Raw genomic sequence first — 15,279 nt, forward strand, 5'->3', positions numbered from 1 at the left:
ACTCCTTTACTTAAAGACAGACTGGTCTTTGAAGGCTTGAATAGCAGCATTCAACTCATCTGTATCGGGAAGGTCCTTCGTCGTACGAATGACATCCAAAAGACTATCATAATGCAAATCAAAATATACGTATAGCTCTTCTTCAAATGCCAAAATATCATCAATTGGCACTGAATCCAAGAAGCCGTTTGTCAAAGCATATAAAATCAAGACCTGTTTTTCAACTGGAAGTGGCTTATGCAAGGGCTGTTTCAAGACTTCGACAGTCCGACGACCTCGGTTGAGTTTAGCCTGAGTAGCCGCATCCAAATCGGAACCAAATTGCGTAAACGCCTCTAATTCACGGTAAGAAGCCAAGTCGATACGAAGGGTACCAGCAACCTTTTTCATGGCCTTAATCTGTGCAGAGCCACCAACACGCGATACGGAAGAACCCGCATCAATGGCTGGACGGATACCAGAGTTAAACAAGTCATCCTTCAAGAAGATTTGTCCATCCGTGATTGAAATCACGTTAGTCGCTATATAGGCTGAAATATCACCTGCCTGGGTTTCGATAAATGGCAGAGCTGTAATCGATCCACCACCTAACTCATCTGAAACCTTGGCTGAACGCTCAAGCAAGCGGCTGTGCAAGTAGAATACATCACCTGGGTAGGCTTCACGACCTGGAGGACGACGAAGCAAGAGGGACAATTCACGATAAGCAACCGCTTGTTTTGACAAATCATCGTAGACAATCAAAACGTGCTTGCCTTCATACATGAACTCTTCTGCCATGGCAACGCCGGCATAAGGAGCCAAGAAAAGCAATGGAGAAGGTTGAGAAGCAGATGCCGTCACGACGATTGTGTAATCCAAGGCACCATATTGGCGAAGGGTTTCAACCTGCGTACGAACTGTTGATTCTTTCTGACCAATGGCAACGTAGATACAAATCATATCCTTGCCTTTTTGGTTGAGAATAGCATCAATGGCTACAGATGTCTTCCCTGTCTGACGGTCACCGATGATCAATTCACGCTGACCTCGACCAATTGGAACCAAAGCATCAATAGCCTTCAGACCAGTTTGCAACGGCTCATTTACTGATTTCCGTTGCATAACACCTGGCGCTGGGTACTCGATTGGACGGGTTTTAGTCGTACGAATGTCACCAAGACCATCCACTGGTTGCCCAAGTGGATTGATGACACGACCAATCAAGGCTGAGCCAACTGGCACTTCCATGATTTTACCAGTCCGACGAACAACAGAACCCTCACGGATATCTGTAAATTCACCAAGAATGATGATACCAACATCGTTGGTTTCTAAGTTTTGGGCCATACCAATGGTGCCATTTTCAAATACCAAAAGCTCTCCACTCATGGCATTGTCAAGACCTTGCGCACGGGCGATACCGTCACCAATGTAGGTTACGACACCAGTTTCTGTATAGTCAAAGTCAGGCTGAAAGCCTTCAATTTGTTGTTTTAGTAAAGCGCTAATTTCTTGTGCATTTATCAAAAGAACACCACTTTCTATTTTCTAAAGTTTTTTTCTAACATCCTTCAATTGTGTCCGAACACTTGCATCGATGACCTTGTGGTTAACACTCACAATGAAACCACCAAGTAGACTTTGGTCTAATTCTTCGATGATAGTTCGTACACGCAAGGAGAATCGTTCTTCCACTAACTGACGTAGTCGATCTTTTTGCACCTCAGTCAAGGGATAAACGGAAACCACATGGGCTTCAAATTCATTTTTAAATTTACTGATTTGTAAACGGACACGCTCTAGTGTTTCCAGTAGCAAGTCTGCATGCCCATCACGAATAATATCCTCAATCAAATCATTGATTTGCCAGAAACTTGATTGGCGAACGGTTCGTACGAATGCAGCTTTTTCCTCTCTTGATACCGTAGCAGACAACAAGAGACGATTAAGCTTGCTATCATGGATAATCGTAATCAATTCAGAAAGCTGGTCATACATTTCCCAAATTTCTGCATGATCACTGACTTTTTCAACAAATGATAGAGCGTATTTTTGCACAAGGGCATTTTCTCTAGCGTTCATCTACTTTTCTCCCAGCTTATCCAAATAACGATCAATCAAATTGCTGTGGGCTGCCTGGTCTAGGTCTTCTAAAATGATTTTACCTGCCAAATCAACAGCTAATTCAGCGACTTGAACACGCAAGTTTTCTTGGGCTTCACGCTTCTCAGCTTCGATTTCCATCTGCGCTTTTTGTTTCAAGCCTTGGATTTCAACTTCTGCCTGTTCAAGAAGTCGTTTTTTCTCTAGTTTCGCTCGCTCAATAGCGTCTTGAATGATTTTTTGTCCTTCAACACGACCTTGAACCAATTCCTGTTCCCGTTGTTGAACCAGGTTTGAGGCAGCAGTCAATTTTTCTTCTGCTGCATCAATATCATTTGCAATCTTGTTGGCACGTTCTTCAAAAATGCCCGTAATCTTATTCCAAGCAAAGACACGAATGAGGATAATCAATATCGCAAACGATGCAGTTACTAAGATGAAGTTTCCAAGAACAGTGCTAGATTGCATTGCTAAAATTGTTGCCATATTTTTCATTCCCTTTCTTATCTAACCATGACCATGGATTTTTTTATTCAAGTACATGGACACTAGCATGACAAATACATAGCCTTGCAAACACGAAATGAAGACAGAAAATGCTGTCCAAACAATGTTTAGAGCAAAGGCGATTGGATAGGCCACTGCACTTTGTTGTGATAATTGAAGAAGAAGTGAAACCAATACCTCACCTGCATAAATATTACCGTATAAACGTAAAGCAAGTGATGCAAGGTTGGTAATCTCTTCTAAAATGTTCATCGGTGTCATTGCCCAGGGAGTTACAAAATCTTTTATATATTGCTTAAACCCTCTGCGGCGAATGCCCTCAACATGACAAAATACAGTTGCGATGGTTGCTAGTCCAAAATCGTAGGCCATATTGGCTGTCGGTGAGGTCCACAAATTGTGTCCCTCTGCGGTTTCCAACTTGGTCATCAATCCCAAGTTATTGGCTACCAAAAGAAAGGTAAAGACGGTAAAGAAGAACAAGGCATACCTTTTAGCATCTTCGTCACCCAAGTTTCCTTTTGTAAAATTGATGGTCAGCTCATAAACATACTCAAGGACATTTTGTTTGCCCTTGGGTTTGAGTTCCATCTTACGACTAGCCCAAAAAACAAGTAAGAAAATAGTGAGAATGGTAATGACAGAAACCAATACCATGGTCAAGTCAAAGGTTACGGGACCAAGGGTAAGGGTTGGACTTAAATGTTCTTCCAATGGAGGTTCCCCCCTTTTCTAATTCTCTTGATGTACTAACGCAAAACAAATGCCATAGCCAAGGTAACGAAGAAAGTACCCTCGATAAAGGCAACACCCAAGAATACACCAGCCATCAACTTGCTTTGCATTTCAGGTTGACGTGCAGTTGCGCTAAGGTAAGAAGCTACCAACAAACCCTCACCAATACTAACACCAAGACAGGCCAAACCTAAGGCCAATGCGCCTAAACTCATAACGAATTCTCCTTTTAAAATTTAATACCATGTAAGAATACTCCTAAAACATCTATTTGTCAAGAAAATACCGCTATTGGAAGCGTTTAATTCGTTATTGAAAAATAAAAAGAAAAGACCTTGTCGTCTTTTCTTCCTATTTATATTGTAGAGTGTATATGACTACTTTCTTCAATGAAACGTTTTGTCATGTTTTCCCTGTTTACTTGTTCCGTGTCCAAGGTAATGGCTTCATCAGAAACAAGGTCTGTATCCGCAAAGAATTCAATATGGTTTTGTAGGTTATCAAGTTCGACAGGTGCATCTCCTCCAAATTCTCCGTCCAAGTTAATCAGGAGACGACTATCTGGATCAAGATTCTCAATGGTGAGATGTTGTGTTTTAATGTATTCTATCAAATCACTTTCGATGTGCTTGCCACCATCTAAAACTTGACCAATTAAGTGGAGGATTTCAAATAGATTGCCTGTCTTTACCATTAACAGGGTAAAATTCCCGTCATCCAACTTGGCATCTGGAACAATTTGCTCAAAACCACCAATAGAATTAGTCAGGGCGACGAAAATCATCGAAACTGACCCTTCAAACACTCCACCATCATGCCTTACCCGTACGGGTGTAAACTGAACTTGAGGTAAGAGTTCAGCCCCCTTGACCACATAAGCCAAATAGCCAAACATGGTTTTGAGTTGGCTTGGCACACTGTAGGTCAGTTCTGTCAGTGTTCCAGCAGCAGCGATATTGATGAAATAATGTTCTTGATGAATACCATTCTTTTGATTCTTTGCCAGACCAATATCCATCAAAATCGTCTGATTTTTACCAATCAGCTTGGCTGCCTCAACTGGATTGCCTCGTGGAACCTTAAGAGCACGCGCATAGTCATTGGTTGTCCCAGTTGGAATAATAGCCATTTTCGGTCGTTTTTCGAGCGGTGCAATGCCGTTGACCACCTCGTTAATAGTGCCATCTCCACCTGCTGCAATGACTAAGTCAAAACCTGCTAAGGCAGCCCTTCTGGCTTCATTTTTAGCCGAATCTTTTTCAGGCGTTGTTTGAAAGGCAGAAGTTTCGTAGCCGAATCCTTCTAAAATATCCAACACTTCTGCCACATTTTTCTTCATGATTTCCTGACCAGAGGTCGGGTTGTAAATCAATCGTGCTCGCTTGCGTTCTTCCATATCCTATACCTTAAAGGCTTTCTAACCAAGCCTCGTCTTTTATTTCAATTCCTAATTCCTGTGCCTTGGCCAGCTTGCTTCCCGCGTCAGCTCCTGCGACCACGAGATTGGTCTTTTTGGAAACCGAGCCTGCTACGTTAGCACCTAAGGCTTCCAGCTTGGCTTTGGCTTCGCCCCGCTTCATCCGTTCCAACTTACCTGTCAACACAACTGTCAGACCAGACAGGGCAGCATTTTCATCGGCCACCTGTCCTAGATAGGTCAAGTTTACGGCATTTTCCTTAAGTTCAGCTAAAAGCTGCTGGGCTCCTGAGCTGGCAAAGAAGCTGGTCAGTGACTTGGCAATAACCTGGCCCAATCCTTCTAGAGAGGCAATCTCGTCTTGGCTGGCTTGAGCTAGGGTTTCCAAATCACCAAACTTCTCTAGTAAAATCTTGCTGGCCTTGCTGCCGACATGGCGAATGCCCAGACCGAACAAGAGCAGTTCTGCTGAATTACTTTTTGATGCCTGAATAGCTTGGTAGAGCTTATCTGCGGATTTTTCCTTGAAGCCGTCTAGGGTCAAGAGGTCATCGACTGTTAGTTTGTAAATATCTGCCACATCCTTAACCAAACCTGCTAGGAAGAGTTTTTCTACAATAGAAGATCCCAGACCTGCGATATTCATAGCATCGCGACTGGCAAAATGCTCCAACTTGCTCATCAACTGGCTAGGGCAAATGGGATTGATGCAACGGAGGGCAACTTCATCTTCGTAATGCTGCAAGTCGCTCTGACAAGACGGACACTGGTTTGGAACAGGCATAACTTCTTGGTCAGTCCGATACTTGTCAACCACTTTCAGAACGGCTGGAATAATGTCTCCTGCCTTGTAGACAATGACCGTATCGCCAATGCGGATGTCTTTTTCAGCGATGTAGTCCACATTGTGCAGGGTAGCACGGCTAACAGTCGTTCCTGCTAGCTGGACAGGACTTAGGTTAGCTGTCGGAGTCACCACGCCTGTGCGACCAACGGTCCAATCAACTGATAGGATTTGCGCTTCTTTTTCCTCTGCTGGAAACTTGTAAGCCACTGCCCAACGAGGTGCTTTCACGGTAAAGCCCAATTCTTCTTGGATAGCAAGGTCATTGACCTTAATGACGATACCGTCGATTTCATAAGGCAAATCATCTCGTCGCTCTGCCATTTTTTCAATAAAAGCCCAAACTTCATCCATGCTGTCAGCCAACTGGTAGTCGTGGTTGGTCACAAAGCCTAGACTATCCAGCTTTTCCAGTACTTGCGACTGGCTGGTCGCCTCAGACGGACTAGCCTCTTGGTAGAGGAAAGTAGCAAGACCGCGCTGAGCCACTACTCCCGTATCCAGCTGGCGAAGGGTGCCTGCCGCTGCATTTCGTGGATTGGCAAATTCTGCCTCACCTGCTTCCTGTCGCTGCTGGTTAACGCGGTCAAAAGAAGCTTTTGGCATGTAGCACTCGCCTCGGACAGTGACATCAATCGCCTGAGGCAAGGTCAGGGGAATGTCCGCAACACGCTTGAGGTTTTCCGTGATATTCTCACCGACGCTGCCGTCGCCACGTGTGGCACCAACCACCAGATTGCCCGCTTCATAGGTCAGGGAAATGGACAGGCCGTCAATCTTGAGTTCACAGATGTAGGTCGCCTGTGGAAATTCCTTACGAACCCGCTGGTCGAAAGCATCTAATTCTTCACGCGAAAAGGCATCCTGCAAGCTAAAAAGAGGATAGACATGGCTGTATTTTTCAAAGCCGTCCAAGATTTTACCACCTACTCTATGAGTAGGGCTATCTGGTAAGACGAGTTCTGGATGGGCTGTTTCTAACTCCACTAACTCTCGATAGAGCTTATCGTATTCAGCATCTGACACACTAGGTTTGTCTAATTGATAATATTCCTTGGCATACTGGTTAAGTAAGCCCACTAATTCTGTTATTCTTTTTTCCATAAGACCATTATACCACGACTTGAGAAAGCAGCTGAAGATTTTAGTTTTGAATGAAATAGGGAAAATTTAGATATATTTGAGCAAAAAGGGTATAATAGGTATATAAGATTTTTGGAGGTGCCCTATGGCTATTACATTTAAACGACAAGATGATTTGGAAAAAATGCTGGAAGAGTTTGCATCCTTTGACAAACTAGAAGAAATTGAGTTCCCAGAACCATCATCTACTGAAAAACATACACAGAAAGTTGACAACAAATAAGGATGTTTGGCTTTAATCAACTGCCCTCCTCTGTTTTACAGGTGGGGGCTATTTTCCTGTCCATTATCATCGAAGCCCTCCCCTTTGTCTTAATTGGAGCAATCATTTCTGGGCTTATAGAGGTCTTTATTACACCAGATAAGCTTGTGAAATTTCTTCCCAAGAATACCTTTCTAGCCATCCTCTTCGGAAGTTTTTTAGGCTTTATTTTCCCCTCTTGTGAATGTGGTATTGTCCCCATTGTGAATAGACTGTTGGAAAAGAAGCTTCCTAGCTATACGGCCCTTCCCTTTCTGGTAACGGCTCCCCTTATCAATCCCATCGTTCTTTTTGCAACCTACACGGCTTTTGGAAATTCTTGGACGGTTGCCTTATACCGTGTTATCGGCTCCATGCTAGTGGCTCTCGTTCTCGGTCTTGTTCTCGGCTTCTTGGTCAAAGAGCCGATTACCAAAAATCATGTGACACATTCTCATCAGCAGGATACTTCAGATAAATCCGTCTGGCAAAAAATTGGTCATGCCCTCATTCATGCCATCGATGAATTTTTTGATACGGGTCGCTATTTGGTCTTTGGTTCTTTATTTGCTAGTCTAGTCCAAGTCTACGTGCCGACCACATTCCTGACTTCTATTGGTCACAGCCCCTTATCTGCTATCTTGCTCATGATGGTCCTTGCTTTCTTGCTCTCCCTTTGCTCCGAAGCAGATGCCTTCATCGGTGCATCCTTTCTATCCAGCTTTGGTCTAGCTCCCGTCATGGCCTTCCTTGTCATTGGACCAATGGTAGATGTCAAAAATCTCCTGATGATGAAGCGTTACTTCACAGGCAGATTCATTCTTACGTTTATAGCCATTGTCAGCTTGGTCATCCTGAGCTATAGTCTACTACTAGGAGGCTTGCTATGATTCGATTTTTAATTCTCGCAGGGTATTTTGAAATGACCATGTATCTCTATATTTCTGGAAAATTGGACCAGTATATCAACCTGCATTACACCTACCTTGCCTATCTGTCCATGGTTCTGTCCTTTATTCTAGCTATAGTTCAACTCTATGTTTGGGTAAAAGACAGTGAAACACATCGTCATTTGACAAAAAAATCAGCTCAGTTTACAAGTATTTTTCTCCTAATCCTCCCGCTTGCAGTTGCCTGGCTCTTTCCGACCGTCAGTCTGGATGCTACTGCTGTAGCGGCTAAGGGCTATCATTTTCCCCTAGCAGCCGAAAACGACACCGCTACTCAAGCTCAGGAAGGGACCAGCGTCCAATACCTCAAGCCTGATACATCCATCTATTTTACTAAGTCAAGCTACCAGACAGAGATGAGAAAGGTGGCAGACCGCTATCTAGCCCAAGATGAGATAGAAGTGACCAGCGATAATTACATGGAGGTTATGGAGGCCATCTATGACTATCCCAATGAATTTTCTGGAAAAAGGATAACAATGGTCGGTTTCGTTTATAATGACCCCGACAAGACTGACCAACAATTTATCTTCCGTTTTGGCATTATTCATTGCATCGCCGATTCGGGTGTATATGGCTTGCTATCTACTGGAGCTCCAAGTCATTTTCCTGACAATAGCTGGGTCAAAGTCAGTGGAAAAATTAAGATTGACTACCATCATTCCTTACAACAAAGCCTGCCAACTATAGAACTGGAGCAGATAGAAGAAATCCAACAACCTGAAAATCCCTACGTTTACCGCGTTTTCTAATAAATGGGATTTAAAAATGAATTTTCTGACAATTTATGCTATAATAGTGTTTATACTCAACAGAATAGGAATAAAATTATGTCATCACATGTATTGTTTACCATTTTTGGTGCCAGTGGCGACCTTGCCAAACGCAAACTTTATCCATCCCTTTTCCGTCTGTACAAGGCAGGACATATCCGAGAAAATTTTGCTGTTATTGGAACAGCCCGCAGACCTTGGACCAAGGAATTTTTTGAGCAAACTGTCATCGAATCTTTAGGCGATTTACCTGATACACCGCGTCAGGCCCATGAATTTGCAAGTCATTTCTACTATCAAAGCCATGATGTCAATGACACCGAGCATTATGTTGCCCTTCGGAAATTACAGGACGACTTATGTGAAAAATACGATACCCAGCACAACAAGGTCTTCTTCCTGTCCATGGCTCCAGAATTTTTCGGAACCATTGCCAAACACCTCAAATCTGAGCAAATCGTTGATGGACAAGGTTTTGAACGCTTGATTATTGAAAAACCTTTCGGAACTAACCTTGCTACAGCTACCAAACTCAATGATGAATTGGCAGAAGCCTTCAATGAAGACCAAATCTACCGTATCGACCATTATCTTGGTAAGGAAATGGTGCAAAATATCTTTGCGGTTCGCTTCGCCAACATTATCTTTGAGCATATCTGGAATCGTGATTTTATTGACAATATTCAGATTACGTTTGCCGAATCGATTGGCGTTGAAGATCGCGGAGGTTACTACGACAACTCTGGCGCCTTAAAAGACATGGTGCAAAACCATGCCTTACAAGTCCTTTCACTCTTGGCAATGGATAAGCCAGCTAGCTTCAAGGAGGAAGATGTCCGAGCTGAAAAAATCAAGGTTTTCCAACACCTTCGTCAGCCTTCTGATGAGGACCTCAAACGCAACTTCATCCGTGGTCAATATGCAGCAGGTTCCATCGACGGAAAAGACTACGTTAGCTACTTGGATGAACCAAATATTGCCGAAGGTTCTCAGACAGAAACCTTTGCTGGAGGGGTCTTCTTCGTTGATACTGACCGTTTCCGTGATGTTCCTTTCTTCTTCCGTACAGGTAAACGCCTGACAGAAAAGGGCACACGCGTGACCATCACCTTCAAGCATGCGGAAGATATTTTTGATCAGCCTTCCGAAGCTAATGTCTTGACCATCTTTATTCAACCAACTGAAGGCTTTATGCTCTCTATCAACGGTAAGGAAGTTGGTTCCCATTTTGCTCTTACTCCTGCTAAGCTCAATTTCCGCCACAATGCTACTGCTCTTGGAAATTCACCTGAAGCCTATGAAAAACTATTTTTCGATGTCCTAAATGGTGATTCTACTAACTTTAGCCATTGGGAAGAAGTGAAAGCTAGCTGGAGCTTGATTGACCGCATTGTTGATTTGTGGGCAAGCAACCAAGTCCCACTCCACACCTATCCAGCTGGTACAATGGGACCAGAAGCAGCCTTTGATTTGCTAGAAAGCTACGGTTGCAAGTGGGTCTGGACACCAGATGTGTGGTATCGTGAACGTGGCTTGTTGAAGTAGTCATTTAGTTTATCTTTGATTACTTCGACGTATGAGGAAACTCCCTTTCCTTATTTCTAACTTCAAATAATCTCATCATTATTTGAACTCGCTTTGCCGTACTTCACAAAAGTGACTTGCTTCGCATGTCTTATTTCCAACCTAGAACAGCCTCTAGGCTGTTCTAGCAACCTGCAGCTCGTTGCCTTGTACTAAAAGCAAACTAAACGACTACATATGAAAACTGGAGCAATCCAGTTTTTTTCGGAGACATTTATGACTGAATTAAACACCATTCTCACCCAACTTGAAGCAGCCAGCCATGCTGGCACCCTCAAGCGTTATGAAAAAATTGGCGAAACCAAGCCCTACTACGGCGTTCCGATGGGAGCTATTTCTGGTATCGCCAAGGCCTATAAAAATCGACTGGACTTGTTTGCTCCACTCTGGCAAACAGGTGTCCTCGAGGCACAATATTTAGCTATTCAAATTGCCAAAACAAAACCTGACCAGCTGACCCAAGCTGACCTAGAGAACTGCCTCAATGAACAAGTTTCGGTCAACATCCTCGATAAGCTAGCTTCCATCATTCTTAGCAAACGCAAGGATAGCAAAGACTGGGAGGAATACTTACTCATCCAAGACCAATCTATTTTTCAGCGACTTGGTTGGTTCCTTCGTGCCAAATATTTTGCTGGAAAAACAGCAACAAATCAAGAAATTGAAGAAACGCTAACCTACATTAACGAGCATTTGCAAACCGCAAACCCGCTTGTCCAATGGACCATGAACCAGTGCTTGGTGGAGATTGCGGTTGCCTATCCTGACTACCTTGAACAAGGCCTTGCTATCGGTCAGGAATTGGCAGTCTATGCAGATATGAAGGTGCCAAAAGGCTGTACTTCTGCCTACGCACCCGACTGGATTGAAGCCTTGTTGAGGAGGAAATAAGATGCAACATAAAGGAACTCAGATTTTAGAAACAGAACGTCTGATTTTACGCCCTTTTCAAGCAACAGATGTTGAGTCCGTTTTCCAAAATTGGACTTCAGATGAAAAGGTTACCACCTATCTGACTTGGCCAACTCATCAGACACTCCAAGATACGGAAGACTATGTCCAGTTCTGTCTTCAATCCTATTCACAAGCAAAAGCATACAGGTGGGCTATTGAACTCAAAGAAAGTCAGCAACCCATTGGTGATATTTCCGTCGTCAGTCTGGATGAACGGGTACAGGCTGCTGAATTGGGCTGGGTGTTGGGTAGCAAGTGGTGGGGACAGAACTATATGCCCGAAGCCCTTGAAGCAGTTACTCACTTTCTGCTGGAAGAAGTTGGTTGTTTACGGATTACGGCTGTCCATGATAGTGAAAACCGTCCTTCTGGTCGTGTTATGGAAAAAGTCGACATGACCTATGAAGGTACCCTTCGACAAGCTGCTCGAAATAATCGTGGTATTGTGGACATCGCCATTTATTCACTACTGCATACAGATAGCAAATAAGCTGAGCTCAAGCCCTTTGTTCCTTCTCAATATTCGCGTTACCATCTCAGGGCAGTTGTTGAATTACTAACGAAATTTTTTCCTTCCTGTAGAGTTCTTTCCAACTTCCCCACATCATTTTCAATCCATAAAAGCAAAAAGAGAGAACCTATCGTTCTCTCTAATTTTTAAAGCGATCTATAAAAGACTTACTTAGCAAGTTTTGCTTTAGCAGCATCAGCAAGAGCTGTGAAAGCTGCAGCATCGTTTACTGCCAAGTCAGCAAGCATTTTACGGTTTACTTCGATTTCAGCCAATTTCAAACCGTGCATCAATTGTGAGTATGACAAACCGTTCATGCGAGCAGCCGCGTTGATACGAGTGATCCACAATTTACGGAAATCACGTTTTTTCTGACGGCGGTCACGGTATGCATAGTAGTAAGAGTTCATTACTTGTTCTTTCGCAGTGCGGAACAAGAGATGTTTAGCTCCATAGTAACCTTTAGCTAATTTTAAAATACGTTTACGGCGTTTACGAGAAACAACGCCACCTTTAACACGTGCCATTTAATTTTCCTCCAAATAATAATCTAAATTCTAGTAAGTCGGCTTATTTCAAACCTGTAAGCATTGACTTGATACGCTTGAAGTCACCAGCATGTACCATACCTGCTTTACGAAGGTGACGACGTTGTTTTTTAGTTTTACCGTGGAAACGGTGTGAAGTATAAGCGCGGAAGCGTTTCAATCCACCAGAACCTGTACGTTTGAAACGTTTAGCTGATGCGCGGTGAGTTTTTTGTTTTGGCATGTTAATTCTCCTTTTGCTTAAAAAGCTTATTTTTTATCTGAAGCTGGGGCCAACTGCATAAACATTTGACGTCCGTCCATCTTAGCACGTTGTTCGATAATGGCAATATCTTGGGTTGCTTCGGCGAACTCAGCTAATACTTTCGCTCCAACTTCTTTGTGGGTAATCATACGACCCTTGAAACGGATCGAAACCTTGACCTTGTTTCCTTTTTCAAGGAATTTACGGGCATGACGAAGTTTTGTCTCGAAATCCCCCTTGTCAATAACTGGGCTAAGACGCACTTCTTTTACAGTGACAACACTTTGTTTCTTGCGTTGTTCTTTCTGTTTCTTCTGATATTCAAATTTGAACTTACCGTAGTCCATAATTTTCGCTACTGGCGGTTTAGCTTGCGGTTGAATCAATACTAAATCCACGTTGGCGCTATCAGCAATGGCCTGAGCCTCATTGAGCGGTTTGATTCCCAACTGTTCACCCTCAAGACCGATAAGACGAACTTCACGCACTCGAATTTCATCATTGATGAACAAATCTTGCTTTGCTATGGCTTTTCACCTCATTTTATATTTTTCGAGAAAAACGAAACGGACTTGCTACACAAGTCCGCACTACACCATTATTCTTTCCGAAGAAATCTTAATCCGTAGAGCCAGACAACGTTAGTCGCAAGGCGAGAAGCTCTCACTTCTGCTTTTCTCAATAGGACTATTCTAACACGTCTAACACTACTTGTCAAGAATTTCTTTCGCTTTTTCTGAAATAAATTGCACTACACCTTGGATAGACACTCCTGTCGTATCAAATGTAATGGCATCTTCTGCTGCTTTCAAGGGAGAAACCTCCCGAGTACTGTCTTTCAGGTCACGAGCCGCAATCTCCTCTTTTAAAGTTTCTAAGTCAGTCTCAATGCCACGTTCCGTATTTTCCTTAAAACGACGAAGTGCACGCTCTTCAACGGATGCGATAAGGAAAATCTTAAGCTCTGCTTGTGGTAACACGACCGTTCCAATATCACGTCCATCCATGACAATACCACCAGCTTGAGCAATTTCCTGCTGCAAGCGAACCAGTTCTTCCCTTACTAGAGGAAGTGCCGCCACTGCTGACACATTATTGGTCACTTGGTTATCTCGAATAGGCAAGGTAACATCTTGATCACCAACAAATACAAGTTGTTGACCATTCTCATCACGACCAAAACGAATAGGATTCTGAGCAAGTAAGGCAACAATGCCATCCTGGTCGGTTACCTCTATACCATTTTGGAGAGCCAAATGGGTAGCTGAACGATACATAGCTCCAGTGTCTAAATAAGTATAACCCAAATCTTTGGCAATAATTTTAGCAACTGTTGACTTTCCACTTGAAGCTGGTCCGTCAATTGCAATTTGAATAGATTTCATAAGACCTCTTATCTAATTCGGACAACATCTCCTGGATGAGCTAACCAGGAACCTGTTGCCATTTTTTCAGGATTTAAACGTTCTAGCTCAGCAATAGAAATACCACCACGCGCTGCCAGCGCTCCAACACCCTCACCAGCTTGAACGGTAATCGTAGAACCGTCTGCTGCTTCTGTCAAGCTTGAACTCGTTTCTGTTGTTTCAGTTGTATCTGCGGTTTCCGTCTCTACCATGTCTGTTGATACTGATGTTTCCGTCGGTGTTGTAGAACTTTCTGCTACTACAGCTACTGTACTTGGGTTGTAAAATTCTTTGGTCGAATCTGTTTTGCTACCACCAACTGACAAATAAAGCGCAATTAATCCAATAATAATAACAATAGTAAAGAAAATAATCGCCAGTACAGTAAACACTTTTGTACTTGCTACTGACTTACTCAAGCGGTCTTTGCGACTTTCTGCTGTTTGATACACTTCTTCATTCCATGGCTCTTGTGACATTCTCGGGACAACTCCTTGTTTTTTTCTAAAAATATGATTAAAATAATAGTATGAATATAAAACTGATTCCTGAACGGTGCATTGCCTGTGGGCTTTGCCAAACCTATTCACCTGTGTTTGATTATGATGACGATGGTATTGTGGTCTTTTCAGATGGCGAGCATCTGGAAAAAAAGAGCGACATAACACCTGATATACTCGAAGCCATCAAATCCTGTCCTACCAAAGCCATTTCACTGGATTGATTTGGCTTTTTTTGCATAATAAATTTCAAAATAATCTTGCTTGATCAGATGATCAGACAAAATTACTTCTCCAGAAAATGCAGGATGTAGGGCTAAATGATTCACAAAAAATTTTTTAGGCCATTTCCGCATATAATAGACCTTACCATCCGGTAATTCGTTAGAAAATATGCGAACCGCGATATAAGAAACTTCCACTTTTGTTATTTGAGCAATTTCAATATCTTGAATGGCAAATAGATTAGCCGTAACAATACGTAAATGGGTTTCTTTTATTTCAAAATACCTATGTAATCCTAGGATTACTAGTAGTAAAAAAAGAAATACTAGCAAAAGAAATAGACCTGATACGCGTAGTTTTTCCAATAATAGCGTCATACTCATGAAAAGTGGAATGAAGGTAAGTGACCAGTAAATGACACCCCAGGAAAGTTCTGGCTGCCAATGGTAACGAATTTTACCAAAAATTTTGATCATATCGGACCTCCATCTATTATTCTAGCACAAAACAAGAGATTTTCCTATGAAAATCTCTTGTTTTTGAAATTTTTTATTACATTTACATGACAATACTTAGTCGAGCGTAAAATAATTGAAATGGTTTTGAAATATT

The 15,279-nt window shown here is 42.6% G+C and carries 20 protein-coding genes and 1 other annotated feature; of the genes, 7 read left to right on the top strand and 13 right to left on the bottom strand.

Features of this window, described 5'->3' with window-relative positions; all coding sequences use genetic code 11:
- Positions 1–6: 6 nt before the first annotated feature.
- From atpA to ligA, 7 genes are all read right to left on the bottom strand, one after another.
- Positions 7–1,527 (bottom strand): F0F1 ATP synthase subunit alpha, encoded by a 1,521-nt coding sequence (atpA, locus tag C1G57_RS04590; protein ID WP_161941105.1) that lies wholly within the window; start codon positions 1,525–1,527, stop codon positions 7–9.
- A 3-nt stretch (positions 1,528–1,530) separates the two neighbouring features.
- The gene (locus tag C1G57_RS04595; protein WP_105113939.1) at positions 1,531–2,064 is read right to left on the bottom strand and encodes a F0F1 ATP synthase subunit delta; all 534 of its coding nucleotides are present in this window, start codon (positions 2,062–2,064) and stop codon (positions 1,531–1,533) included.
- A complete protein-coding gene (gene atpF, locus C1G57_RS04600; RefSeq protein WP_105113990.1) occupies positions 2,065–2,571 on the bottom strand; it encodes a F0F1 ATP synthase subunit B in 507 nt (168 codons plus the stop codon).
- Between the two features lie 21 nt (positions 2,572–2,592).
- Positions 2,593–3,306: a F0F1 ATP synthase subunit A gene (atpB, locus tag C1G57_RS04605; RefSeq protein WP_105113940.1), complete on the bottom strand. Its 714-nt coding sequence runs from the start codon at positions 3,304–3,306 to the stop codon at positions 2,593–2,595.
- Positions 3,307–3,341: 35 nt separating this feature from the next.
- Positions 3,342–3,542, bottom strand: coding sequence for a F0F1 ATP synthase subunit C (locus tag C1G57_RS04610; protein ID WP_105113941.1), 201 nt, complete (start codon positions 3,540–3,542; stop codon positions 3,342–3,344).
- A 140-nt stretch (positions 3,543–3,682) separates the two neighbouring features.
- The gene (locus C1G57_RS04615) at positions 3,683–4,723 is read right to left on the bottom strand and encodes a diacylglycerol kinase family lipid kinase (protein ID WP_105113942.1); all 1,041 of its coding nucleotides are present in this window, start codon (positions 4,721–4,723) and stop codon (positions 3,683–3,685) included.
- 10 nt (positions 4,724–4,733) lie between these two features.
- On the bottom strand, positions 4,734–6,692 hold the full coding sequence (gene ligA / locus C1G57_RS04620) for an NAD-dependent DNA ligase LigA (protein WP_105113943.1): 1,959 nt from the start codon (positions 6,690–6,692) through the stop codon (positions 4,734–4,736).
- Between the two features lie 124 nt (positions 6,693–6,816).
- Here ligA and C1G57_RS11235 point away from each other — a divergent pair, with 124 nt between their 5' ends.
- The 6 genes from C1G57_RS11235 (at position 6,817) to C1G57_RS04645 (ending at position 11,723) form a co-directional block, all read left to right on the top strand.
- Complete coding sequence (locus tag C1G57_RS11235) at positions 6,817–6,954, top strand: SPJ_0845 family protein (protein ID WP_193434480.1); 138 nt, start codon at positions 6,817–6,819, stop codon at positions 6,952–6,954.
- Positions 6,955–6,956: 2 nt separating this feature from the next.
- Entirely contained in the window at positions 6,957–7,862 is a 906-nt protein-coding gene (locus C1G57_RS04625; protein ID WP_105113944.1) for a permease, read from the top strand.
- Positions 7,859–8,674 carry a TIGR03943 family putative permease subunit gene (locus tag C1G57_RS04630; RefSeq protein WP_105113945.1) on the top strand — a complete coding sequence of 272 codons (816 nt, stop codon included), beginning with the start codon at positions 7,859–7,861 and terminating at the stop codon, positions 8,672–8,674. Before C1G57_RS04625 ends, C1G57_RS04630 begins: the two co-directional genes overlap by 4 nt.
- A gap of 78 nt (positions 8,675–8,752) precedes the next feature.
- A complete protein-coding gene (zwf, locus tag C1G57_RS04635) occupies positions 8,753–10,240 on the top strand; it encodes a glucose-6-phosphate dehydrogenase (RefSeq protein ID WP_105113946.1) in 1,488 nt (495 codons plus the stop codon).
- A 255-nt stretch (positions 10,241–10,495) separates the two neighbouring features.
- Positions 10,496–11,170, top strand: a complete 675-nt coding sequence (locus C1G57_RS04640; RefSeq protein ID WP_105113947.1) for a DNA alkylation repair protein — start codon at positions 10,496–10,498, stop codon at positions 11,168–11,170.
- Between the two features lies 1 nt (position 11,171).
- Positions 11,172–11,723 carry a GNAT family N-acetyltransferase gene (locus C1G57_RS04645; protein WP_105113948.1) on the top strand — a complete coding sequence of 184 codons (552 nt, stop codon included), beginning with the start codon at positions 11,172–11,174 and terminating at the stop codon, positions 11,721–11,723.
- A 188-nt stretch (positions 11,724–11,911) separates the two neighbouring features.
- Here C1G57_RS04645 and rplT read toward each other — a convergent pair whose 3' ends face one another.
- The 5 genes from rplT to C1G57_RS04670 all read right to left on the bottom strand — a co-directional run bounded on the left by rplT (position 11,912) and on the right by C1G57_RS04670 (position 14,421).
- The gene (gene rplT, locus C1G57_RS04650) at positions 11,912–12,271 is read right to left on the bottom strand and encodes a 50S ribosomal protein L20 (RefSeq protein ID WP_012028296.1); all 360 of its coding nucleotides are present in this window, start codon (positions 12,269–12,271) and stop codon (positions 11,912–11,914) included.
- A gap of 43 nt (positions 12,272–12,314) precedes the next feature.
- Complete coding sequence (gene rpmI / locus C1G57_RS04655; RefSeq protein WP_012027223.1) at positions 12,315–12,515, bottom strand: 50S ribosomal protein L35; 201 nt, start codon at positions 12,513–12,515, stop codon at positions 12,315–12,317.
- A 26-nt stretch (positions 12,516–12,541) separates the two neighbouring features.
- Positions 12,542–13,048: a translation initiation factor IF-3 gene (gene infC, locus C1G57_RS04660; RefSeq protein ID WP_002940606.1), complete on the bottom strand. Its 507-nt coding sequence runs from the start codon at positions 13,046–13,048 to the stop codon at positions 12,542–12,544.
- 40 nt (positions 13,049–13,088) lie between these two features.
- Positions 13,089–13,217 (bottom strand) — a sequence feature (ribosomal protein L20 leader region).
- A 26-nt stretch (positions 13,218–13,243) separates the two neighbouring features.
- Positions 13,244–13,921, bottom strand: coding sequence for a (d)CMP kinase (cmk, locus tag C1G57_RS04665; protein ID WP_105113949.1), 678 nt, complete (start codon positions 13,919–13,921; stop codon positions 13,244–13,246).
- 8 nt (positions 13,922–13,929) lie between these two features.
- Positions 13,930–14,421, bottom strand: a complete 492-nt coding sequence (locus C1G57_RS04670; RefSeq protein ID WP_105113950.1) for an SAG1386/EF1546 family surface-associated protein — start codon at positions 14,419–14,421, stop codon at positions 13,930–13,932.
- A 50-nt stretch (positions 14,422–14,471) separates the two neighbouring features.
- On the opposite strand from C1G57_RS04670, the gene C1G57_RS04675 reads away from it, so the two are divergent.
- Positions 14,472–14,666, top strand: coding sequence for a ferredoxin (locus C1G57_RS04675; protein WP_105113951.1), 195 nt, complete (start codon positions 14,472–14,474; stop codon positions 14,664–14,666).
- Here the strand turns inward: C1G57_RS04675 and C1G57_RS04680 are convergent.
- Positions 14,655–15,143, bottom strand: a complete 489-nt coding sequence (locus C1G57_RS04680; RefSeq protein ID WP_105113952.1) for an EbsA family protein — start codon at positions 15,141–15,143, stop codon at positions 14,655–14,657. The two genes, C1G57_RS04675 and C1G57_RS04680, sit on opposite strands and share 12 nt — an antisense overlap.
- Positions 15,144–15,279 lie beyond the last annotated feature (136 nt).

The organism is Streptococcus suis (assembly GCF_002960425.1).
GTDB classification, from domain to species: domain Bacteria; phylum Bacillota; class Bacilli; order Lactobacillales; family Streptococcaceae; genus Streptococcus; species Streptococcus suis_S.

Coding starts and splice junctions, on each gene's coding strand:
- C1G57_RS04595 (WP_105113939.1), bottom strand. CDS start 2,064: ATGAACGCTAGAGAAAATGCCCTTGTGCAAAAATACGCTCTATCATTT.
- atpF (WP_105113990.1), bottom strand. CDS start 2,571: ATGGCAACAATTTTAGCAATGCAATCTAGCACTGTTCTTGGAAACTTC.
- C1G57_RS04610 (WP_105113941.1), bottom strand. CDS start 3,542: ATGAGTTTAGGCGCATTGGCCTTAGGTTTGGCCTGTCTTGGTGTTAGT.
- C1G57_RS04615 (WP_105113942.1), bottom strand. CDS start 4,723: ATGGAAGAACGCAAGCGAGCACGATTGATTTACAACCCGACCTCTGGT.
- ligA (WP_105113943.1), bottom strand. CDS start 6,692: ATGGAAAAAAGAATAACAGAATTAGTGGGCTTACTTAACCAGTATGCC.
- C1G57_RS11235 (WP_193434480.1), top strand. CDS start 6,817: ATGGCTATTACATTTAAACGACAAGATGATTTGGAAAAAATGCTGGAA.
- C1G57_RS04625 (WP_105113944.1), top strand. CDS start 6,957: ATGTTTGGCTTTAATCAACTGCCCTCCTCTGTTTTACAGGTGGGGGCT.
- C1G57_RS04630 (WP_105113945.1), top strand. CDS start 7,859: ATGATTCGATTTTTAATTCTCGCAGGGTATTTTGAAATGACCATGTAT.
- zwf (WP_105113946.1), top strand. CDS start 8,753: ATGTCATCACATGTATTGTTTACCATTTTTGGTGCCAGTGGCGACCTT.
- C1G57_RS04640 (WP_105113947.1), top strand. CDS start 10,496: ATGACTGAATTAAACACCATTCTCACCCAACTTGAAGCAGCCAGCCAT.
- C1G57_RS04645 (WP_105113948.1), top strand. CDS start 11,172: ATGCAACATAAAGGAACTCAGATTTTAGAAACAGAACGTCTGATTTTA.
- rplT (WP_012028296.1), bottom strand. CDS start 12,271: ATGGCACGTGTTAAAGGTGGCGTTGTTTCTCGTAAACGCCGTAAACGT.
- rpmI (WP_012027223.1), bottom strand. CDS start 12,515: ATGCCAAAACAAAAAACTCACCGCGCATCAGCTAAACGTTTCAAACGT.
- cmk (WP_105113949.1), bottom strand. CDS start 13,921: ATGAAATCTATTCAAATTGCAATTGACGGACCAGCTTCAAGTGGAAAG.
- C1G57_RS04670 (WP_105113950.1), bottom strand. CDS start 14,421: ATGTCACAAGAGCCATGGAATGAAGAAGTGTATCAAACAGCAGAAAGT.
- C1G57_RS04675 (WP_105113951.1), top strand. CDS start 14,472: ATGAATATAAAACTGATTCCTGAACGGTGCATTGCCTGTGGGCTTTGC.
- C1G57_RS04680 (WP_105113952.1), bottom strand. CDS start 15,143: ATGATCAAAATTTTTGGTAAAATTCGTTACCATTGGCAGCCAGAACTT.